Source organism: Desulfosporosinus sp. I2 (assembly GCF_000960765.1).
Taxonomy (GTDB): domain Bacteria; phylum Bacillota; class Desulfitobacteriia; order Desulfitobacteriales; family Desulfitobacteriaceae; genus Desulfosporosinus.
The window spans coordinates 1-1,844 of record NZ_JYNH01000267.1 but is presented as its reverse complement, the minus strand read 5'-3'; the positions used below and the strand labels follow the sequence as shown (position 1 = coordinate 1,844).

The window sequence follows — 1,844 nt, the reverse complement described above, 5'->3', positions numbered from 1 at the left end:
AGAAATACAAATGCTAAAACTCCGAAAGCCATGACTCTCAACGATATTCGGGCCATATAGTCTCCCTTCTCCACTATTCCTCTTGATTATTTTCCAATCGAGATTATTAAACGATACATCCCGACCTCATTTACGAGTCAGAATTACCCACGTTAAATCATAATTTATGGACTTGTTGCGAAACCACTAACTAACCATTCCCCATCAATTCCTTTGCGGCCAACGACAAACCTTTCATTTCGTCCTTCTCCCCATGCCGACCCCTCCAGCGGAACAACATCAAGTACAAGGTGAAAGGTCACTGTTGGGACTTTCTCGTCATATACAATTGCGCTATTATTTTTGTCTGCAACTAAGCTATATCCCTCAATGGAAATGAGTTTAATAGATTTTACACCTTGATGCACCACCATAAAACTCTCTTGTGTTTGACCATCCCTATCTTGTGGGGCCAAGAGCTTCCATGCTTCTTCATAATTTTGCTTGTCTATGTTATTCAGATAATCCCTAATGACTTGTTCTACCTGTTTTTTATCCTCCATCGTGATGTTAGTAGCTATGGGAGGCTGTATAGACTTCTGCGTCTCTACATGAAACCAATAATATATTTCATGATTCTCATTACCCCAACGAACCTGAAGTTGAAATAAATATTCGCCTTCCGCTTTGGGTAAGACGATTGAGTTATTATTCATTGGATATAACTTCAATTGTTTATTGCTATCAACTAGCCTGACCTTATATGTTGGCTTATCTAAACCCGCAACTTCGTCAACCTTAAACTCAATCCGCGATTCTGGCTTGACAACACTGACAGGCGTTTTCAGAGCTTCTTCAATATCTAGACCAAAATCGGTATTGCCAATCAAGGCAATCGGGTCCGAAGTGTAATTAGCGTCTCCCCAAGTCCAAATGATTTTGTTCGTTCCATTGGTAATATCTAGTTGAGGGTAATAAGAATAATGCCTAGCTTGTTCAGCAATTAAGTCATTGCTGGAACTCGGAGAGGATGTTTTTTTTGGATTTGAGATTACCCCTATGGCAGATGTATCCGTCTTCACATACAACTCAGTAGCCACAACGAATAAGGAGAAAGCCAAGATTATTACCACTGCACCAATCCATGTGATTCGCTTTTTGTTTCTCAAATCCCCATCCCCTTCTTAAGGTAATCTTATGTATCACAATCGCTACTCACTAACTATCTGGGTTTGAAGGCGTCGGGTAATAACTCCATTAACAAATATAGACAACAAGCTTTATCAAACTGCTCTTTTTGGCAAGTGTATATTCACTCAACATCTTAATTAGTCGGCAGAAAACCATGCTTACTTTAGACCATATTGCAACGGATGATTACTTCGTTGTTGCACGAATACGCTTGAGTCTGAACCACTGCCACGCTTGGAGAGCCATTAGATTCACAGATATAATTGAACAGAGACAAATCCCTTTTTAGGCCCGACTAACATACTCGATTTTATATTTAAGCAGAAACCCGACAACCAGCGTCTTGTAATATGAAATTCCACATCTTACCTGTACATTCCTTCCAATTCAACAAATTAAAGCCTGAGCTTTTAGTTCACAGGTTCATTCTCTTGTTGCAGAACTAAAAATAACAGCGATAATCCTATGACGATTATTAACCCAGAGAATTGCATAATTTCCACAATTCACAAGCCCCTATATTCCACATTCGGGAATACAGGGGCTTGATTATTTTCTGTCATTCAGTTGTAGCGGTTCTGTTCGTATATTGTGTCGTATACCAGGTTATGAGCCTAGCGAGACCAGAGGACACCACGGACGGCTGCCCCGCTGTACCTGTGCAAGACAGTTAC

General features: G+C 40.2%; 1 protein-coding gene. It reads right to left on the bottom strand.

The features are described from left to right. Positions 1–164: 164 nt before the first annotated feature. Positions 165–1,148, bottom strand: coding sequence for a hypothetical protein (locus UF75_RS25540; RefSeq protein ID WP_045577324.1), 984 nt, complete (start codon positions 1,146–1,148; stop codon positions 165–167). Positions 1,149–1,844 lie beyond the last annotated feature (696 nt).